At 51.9% G+C, this 7,481-nt stretch carries 4 protein-coding genes; all 4 read right to left on the reverse strand.

The window, feature by feature from the left end; all coding sequences use genetic code 11:
• Positions 1–388 precede the first annotated feature (388 nt).
• Positions 389–874 (reverse strand): 2-C-methyl-D-erythritol 2,4-cyclodiphosphate synthase, encoded by a 486-nt coding sequence (ispF, locus tag ACU52_RS14300; RefSeq protein ID WP_021855538.1) that lies wholly within the window; start codon positions 872–874, stop codon positions 389–391.
• Between the two features lie 114 nt (positions 875–988).
• Complete coding sequence (gene porV / locus ACU52_RS14305; protein WP_053399290.1) at positions 989–2,170, reverse strand: type IX secretion system outer membrane channel protein PorV; 1,182 nt, start codon at positions 2,168–2,170, stop codon at positions 989–991.
• Positions 2,171–2,383: 213 nt separating this feature from the next.
• The gene (gene porU, locus ACU52_RS14310; protein WP_053399291.1) at positions 2,384–5,947 is read right to left on the reverse strand and encodes a type IX secretion system sortase PorU; all 3,564 of its coding nucleotides are present in this window, start codon (positions 5,945–5,947) and stop codon (positions 2,384–2,386) included.
• Positions 5,944–6,561 carry a fumarylacetoacetate hydrolase family protein gene (locus tag ACU52_RS14315; protein ID WP_053399292.1) on the reverse strand — a complete coding sequence of 206 codons (618 nt, stop codon included), beginning with the start codon at positions 6,559–6,561 and terminating at the stop codon, positions 5,944–5,946. Before ACU52_RS14315 ends, porU begins: the two co-directional genes overlap by 4 nt.
• Positions 6,562–7,481 lie beyond the last annotated feature (920 nt).

Raw genomic sequence — 7,481 nt, forward strand, 5'->3', positions numbered from 1 at the left:
GTATGTAGCAACAAAGCTATTGTGCCGGCTGATTTGTAATCTGCCGGAACTGAATATAAGGATTTTTCAATCCGCTTGCTTCCTATTGCAGATTTATAGGTAGGAATTGCGGATCAAAGATCCTTATATTCGATACTGTCGGATCGCAGATCCAACAGAACATTAGCCTTGCTGTTTCTCTACAATTCTTATATTCAATGCTGCCGAAATTTCAATCCGATTGCTTCCTATTGCAGATTTATAGGTAGGAGTTGCGGATCAAAGATCCTTATAATCGATGCTGCCGGATCGCAGATCCGACAGAACATTAGTCTTGCTGTTTCTCTACAATTCTTATATTCAATGCTGCCGAACTACAGACCGAATTCCAATAACAGATTTGCGATGATCAGTCGTCCTTGCGTTCTATCAGCACCACGGCATAAGCGCTTATGCCCTCTTCACGGCCCGTAAATCCAAGTTTCTCGGTTGTAGTAGCCTTTATGGATATGTTGTCCTCGTCGGTGCCTATAACTTCTGCAAGGCATGCCTTTATGGCCGGCACATGCGGATTGATCTTAGGGCGCTCGGCACACACTGTGGCGTCGATGTTGCCTACCACATATCCCTTGCCGGCAATAAGTTCAACGGTCTTGCGCAGCAGCACCTTGCTGTCTATGTTGAGCGTGTCGGCCGATGTATCAGGAAAATGATAGCCTATATCACGCATATTGGCAGCACCGAGCAGCGCGTCGCATATAGCGTGTATAAGCACGTCGGCATCGCTGTGTCCCAGCAGTCCCATGCTGTGCTCTATCTTTATTCCTCCGAGCCACAGGTCACGGCCCTCAACGAGCCTGTGAACGTCAAATCCAAATCCGGTTCTAATCTTCATAATCGTTTATTTTAGTTCTGTTTTGCTATTCAATATGATAATGTAAAACAAGAAGTCGCATGGGCGCGGTATTTCTGGCTCATGCGACTTCTTGTTTTTCCGGCTCCCTTCGGTTTATCTGCGGAACAGGTCCTTTATGCCGTCCATGTCGAATCCGAGAGTGAAACGCAGTGTCTGGTCGAGCGGGTTGCTCTTTGCCGTTGCGATTACATAACCGCAGTCGAGCGAAAAGGCGCTCATGCGGAAACCGGCACCTACGGTGAAGTATTTACGGTTACCCTTGTTCTCTGACTCATGGTGATAACCGGCTCTCAGCGTAAACTTGTCGTTATACACATACTCAGCACCCACACTCCAGTTTATCTCCTGCAGCTCTTCCTTGAATCCGCCGGGAGCATCACCGAAGCTCTTGAATATACCCGATATGCTCGACACGTCGTAATATTCTTTCTGAACGCGCTGGTCATAAGCCTCAGATGACTCGCCATCTTCCAGTTTAGGATATGTAGGCACAAGGAGCTTGTTGGCATCTGCAGCTATGGTGAATCTGTTAAACTCGTCAATGGGCACCATCAGGGCAAAACCAAGACGCATGTTCGTCGGTATAAACTCGCTGTCTTCGCTGCCTCCGAACGTAATCTTGCTACCGATGTTGCTTATGTTGAGTCCGATGCCGAGCTGACACTCGCGCGCGCCAATGTTTATATAGTCGTTATAGTAGCAGGCAATGTCGGCTGCAAACGCACTACCAGGCGACGTATCGTCCGTGTAGTCGTATGTAAGGTCTGAGTAGATCCATCTTACGGCAGCAGCCAAAGAGAACTTCTCGCTCAGCATAAGCGAGTAAGCCACGTCGAACGACATTTCATAAGGGTTAATCGTCATGCCGCTGCTCTCGCCGGTCTCGCCGTTATACTCGGTCATAACCTCACCCAGCGAGAAATATCTCAACGATGCCGACACGGCACTGTAGTCGCCAATGCGGTAATATCCTGACAGATAAGCAAGGTCCATGTCGCTTACGAGCTGACGCAGCCACGGCGTATAGTTGAGCGACACTCCTGCACGGCTTATACAGAAAGGATACTTGGCAGGGTTCCAATATTGCGAGTTGACATCAGGGTCGGTAGCCACACCGACATCACCCATACCGGCGGCACGTGCGTCGGGGGCTATCATCTGTGAAGTTACTGAGGTGTTAACCGGATTAAACATGTCCAGCTTGTCCTGAGCAAAGGCTCCGGCCGAGGCCACAGCAAGCATCAATGTCAACAATATTCTTTGACTATTCTTCATTCTTTGTCTTTATTTCTTTTTCTGTAATGATTATGCAACTAAAAAACTTTTGTCATGCGCAGAAGCGACATGCGCCTTGATATAATAACCGCTTTTCTCTCATTTTATTGTGTAGTGCGGTCATTAATGCCACATTTAGCGCCGCCATGCCTTATTGTTCCGGCTGCCGCCATGCAGCGTCAGACATGGCGCGTCACCGGTGCGGCTGCCGTGTCAGCGCGATATGATAATCAGCTTCTTTGCCTTCGACACCATGTCGCTGCCGCTGCCGCCAATCTTCACGCGGTAGATATAGACGCCCGTCTGCAGCTTGCCGCCGTTGCTGCCTGTCAGGTCCCAGTCTACGGTATAGTTGTTGTTTGCCGACACACCGCTCTCCTTGTGTTTCCACAGAGGACGGCCGCTCATGTCGAACACCTCAATCTCCACGTCAAGGTTGCTTCCGGCGCGGTCGTGGTTGATGATAAACGTTGTCGACGTTCTGGCGGGGTTGGCCGTGCAGTTGATGTCTATCAGACCGGGGCGCAGACCGCTCACCACGTTGAACGTAAGTTCGGTGGTGGTCAGGTTGTTCATTATGTCCCATGCCTTAAACCTGAGCGTGTGCATGCCCGGCTCAAGCTCCGGTATGCTGTAGTATGTCGAGCCGCTGGTGTAGCTGCCGAAGTCGTAGCTGAAGTTGTCGTTCAGCACGTATGTCTTGTCGGCATCGCCGTCTATGGTCAGCATAAGGTCGTGGCCTATGCCGCTGCCCGTGGTGTTTATTCCGTCTTTGTCGGTTATCTCGGCCACGAAATAAGGCGTTGGATTTACGTTGCCGCCGTTGACAAAGGTCGGAGAGTTAAGATAGCAGTAGACAGACGGGCCTATGCCGTCGTTGTCGAGCGAGCCTGTTCCGCCCACGATGAAGTCTTCGCTGTAGCCGTTCACGGCATCGCCCGTGTCGCCGTTTATTGCAAACACGTTTATCAGTCCGCTCTCGTCGCTGTAGTCGATGTCCTTGCCCACGGCAAACGACATGCTGAACTTGCCTGCCCTCACGCTGTCGGTGCCGTTGAACAGGGTGTTTGAGCGGTCGTAATATTCAAACGGAGTGCTTGCTCCCTCGCTCGACGTGTTGTTAAGCTTGCACACAACGAGCTTCTCGGCGTCTCTCACGGTCAGCGTGGCCACGCCTCTGAAGGCCTCGTCTATGCTGCCCGACGCTCCCTCTATGTGTCCTTTCACTGTGGCCACGGAGCCTGCCTTGAGCTGCGGCAGAGTCTCGGCAGAAGCCAGGGGCACGCCGTTGATGCTGTCTACCACCACTCTCATCTGCGGCAGGTTGAGCTTCAGGGCGGGGTCGCCCAGCAGCGAATATTGCAGCTTGTTCTCCGTCTTGTCGGCGCCCGACTCTATAAGGTCGTTCTTGGCCAGGCGCTGCGCCTCGCCTATAGTTACATAGGTGCCGTTCTGCGGGGTGAGCAGGGCCTTAAGGTAGGCACGGTTGATAGCCCTGTTGCGGTCTACCCACACCGTTCTCGTTGTTCCGTAGAATGCCACCGCACCGCCGTTGCTGTTGAGCACCGCCGTCTCGCCGATGTTCTGCTGCTGCGAGTCGAAGGGCATGATGTCGCACGACGCCGTTATCCACAGCGGCAGGTTGGCGTTGCTGAAGCCGGAAAAGTCGGTCAGCGTGAGCACACGCTCGTGCGATATCTGGTCGGCACGTCCGTGTCCGCTGTAGTTCATTATCAGCGCGCCGGCGCTTTGCTGCTGCTTTATTATCTTGGTCACGTCGGGATATGTGTTTCCGGTAGACGTCGTTACGCAGGTGTATGCGTCCCACATGACGCGCTTTACCTGAATGGCCGGATTGATGCCCTCAACTACCTTTGCCATTTCGTCGGCATCCTCCATGTGCTGGTTGTTGTTGCCGTCGTCGCCCATAAACATCATCACGTTCTGCCAGCTGCCGGCATTTTTGTTTTCGGCGTAGCTTATGGTCTTGTCAACCATTATCTTCGCTTCTTCTGCGGTGCGCACGGGGAAGCGCCCCACAGCCATGTCGAGCTTGTCGGTCTTCGGATTGCCGCCCTCGCCGTCGTCTAACAGGCAGAAGAATCCGTCGTCAACGTAGCAGTCGGTGGCGCTGAATGAGTTTTCGCTCTCATGACACAGCAGGAAATCGTCCTGACTGAGACTCGAACACTCTTGCGTGTTCATGCGGTTGTCCCACACGCAGTCGCCAAACAGCAGCAGGTGCGACGGCATGTCGGCCTCTGTCTCGGCGCGGTCGTAGAGCATCTTCAGATAGCGGCGGTATGCGTTGGCGTCGGGCGTACCGCTCGAAAATTCGTTATACAGTTCGTCGGCCGGCACTATGCGCACTCTCATGCCGTCTTTCTCCTCGTGCAGTTCCTTTATGCGCTGCGCCTGAGCCGTAAGAGCGGCAGAGGTGGGCACTATGATTATCATGTCGGCAGCCTCGTCGGCATGATGGTTCTGGTTGGTTATGTTATACACATATTCGGGCACGCTGAACTCACGTCCGCTCAACGTGGGGCACGGGCGCGGCTCGTCCTGCGTTACGCTGATATAGTCGAGCCTTGCCGGACCGCCCGATACGGTGGTTATCGTAACCGTGTCCGACGGCGACGCGTAGGCGTTGCTGTAGGTCATGTTGACCGACTTGCCGTGGTCATATTCGCCGAATGTCATGCTGAACGTGCGCGTGTCCGACCCGTTAATCTTTATCTGCACCGTGGTGGCCTGTCCTGCGGTGACGCTGGCATAGACCTTACGTATGCCCTGACACGGCGAAGAGTTCTCCAGGATATATGTCTTCGACGTTCCTGCGCTTATCGGCGTGTTCTCATAAAGGTTGCGTCCGCCCTGATACCATGCATAATTGTCTATCTCGTGCAGGAAGTGATAGTCGTCGGCAGAGGGATAGAACGAGTCTACAAAGGCTGTGCTGTCAACGGTGAGCGGCTCGCCGTCGCTCTCGGTAAGGAAGTAGTAGCCGTAGTCGGAGTAAGGATTGCGGGTGCGCGTGGTTGTTGTGTTGCTGCTCCACGACACCGGTCCCTGCGCATGGAACAGCCTGCGGCCGTCAACATAGCATGTGGGCACCTCCTTCAGGTCGTCATACTTTATCAGGTCGTCTGCTTCGAGACTTTCGTTCTGCAGCGCGCCGCCGTAGCCATACACCTTTACGCGGCTCATGTCGCTGAATCCGGCGCGGCGTATCAGCGCGTCGGTTATCTGATATATGCCCGTAGAGGGCACGCGTATCTTTGCCCAGCGGCCTTCGGCCAGCACCGACTTGGCGGCATAACGGCCGGCAGGACTTACGGCTTCGGCTCTCGAGGCTGTCCTGAGGGCAGCGTTCTTAGGCTTAGCCTCAACGTCTATCATAAAGCTCACCAGCTTCTGCCACTTGCCCCCGCGCTTTACCACCGGCACAAACGACACCTCGATGCGTCCGCGCTTGCGCTCCGTAACCACGTTGACCTCCAGCTCCGGCATTTCGGGCATGTTGTCGCCGGCAATCTTCAGGCAGCGCTCTACGTCGCCGCTGCTCATCTCGTAAAATTCGGGATATTCAATCTTTACCGTATATACAGAGTCGGCCCATGCGCCGCCGAGCGGCAGCGAACAGGCAAAGCGCGGCAGCACGCTGTCTATCTTAACCTCGTCGGCAGTGAGGTTAAAAAACTTCTGCACACTGCTGCCCATGATGTTGCAGCAGCAGAGCAGCGCGATAACCGACAATAATATTTTTCTCTTTGTCATTTAACGTTAAACTCCAATACCTTGCGGTCTTCAAGCCAGCCCGTAAGGTGGTCATCAATATGAACGGGGCCCACTCCGGCCGGAGTGCCCGTATAAAGGATGTCGCCGGTCTTCAGCGTGAACCATTGACTTATGTAGGCTATAATCTCGTCTACCTTGAAGAGCATGTCGCTCGAGCAGCCTTCCTGAACGGTGTTGCCGTTGATGTCGAGGCGGAAATGTATTGCCTGTATGTCGCGAAACTTCTCTATGCTCACCCATTCGCCTATTGCAGCCGAGCCGTCGAAGCCCTTGCACAAATCCCACGGCTTGCCTTCGGCGCGCAGCCTGTTCTGCAGGTCGCGGGCGGTGAAGTCGATGCCCACGGTTACGGCGTCGTAGTATCTGTGGGCGAAGCGCTGCGGTATGCTCTTGCCCAGGCGGCAGATGCGCACCACCAGCTCTGTCTCATAGTCGATGCGTCCGAGCTCGTCGGGCAGGAAAAACGGCTTGCTGTCTTTTAGCAGAGCTGAGTCGGCCTTTGTAAATATCACAGGCTCTTCCGGTTTATATAACGTTCCATCCAGCTCTTTATTGTGCTGGATATAGTTCATTCCTACGGCAAAAATCTTCATAATCTGATACTTGTTTATACTTTATCCTAATAACACGGCGCCAGCGTCTCTGCAACAACTATCCATACCCGCACCGTGTTGTCTGTTGCAAAGATAAGATTTTCTGACGAAATGGCAAAAGGATATTTATTAGGAGTTATTTATTAAGGAGTTAAAGAAGTTAGAGTAGTTAAAGGAGTTAAAGCCAAATGCTTTTTTTACAATAAAGCGCCGGCAGCATAGCGGATTGAAATTAGCTTCGCTGACCGTTGGTTCCTTATACTCTATTCCGGCAGATTTTTCGCTGTGCTCAACAACTCGTACAAATCAGCCGGCACATTAGTCTTGTTGGTATATATCGTTGCTTGTAAGCCACAAGAGTAATGTTCTGTCGGATATGCTATCCGACAGCATAAAATATAAGGATCTGCGATCCGAGACTCTATTCCGGCAGATTAATTTTATTGATTGTCGGCTGCGCTCGGCATAACCAAATATAATTTGCTTCTGCTCTCGCTTGCACGACAATTGCAAATCAGCCGGCACATTAGTCTTGTTGCTACAGAATTGTAAAGAAACAGCAAGGCTATTGTTCTGCCGGATATGCTATCCGGCTGTATCGAATATAAGGATCTGCGATCCGAAAAACATACCTATAAATCAGCAACAGGAAGCAAGCGGATTAAAAAAATCCTAATACTCAATTCCGGCGGATTAATTTTATTGATTGTCGGCTGCGCTCGGCATAACCAAATATAATTTGCTTCTGCTCTCGCTTGCACGACAATTGCAAATCAGCCGGCACATTAGCTTTGTTGCTGCATGTCCGTTTTTAAACTACAATGCATTTGACTTTAACTACTTTAACTTCTATAACTACTTTAACTACTAAAAATTAGTCTTGTTTCTACATATCCGTTTTTAAGCAACAATGCATTTGA

Origin of the sequence: Xylanibacter rarus, from assembly GCF_001275135.1 — a bacterium.
GTDB classification, from domain to species: domain Bacteria; phylum Bacteroidota; class Bacteroidia; order Bacteroidales; family Bacteroidaceae; genus Prevotella; species Prevotella rara.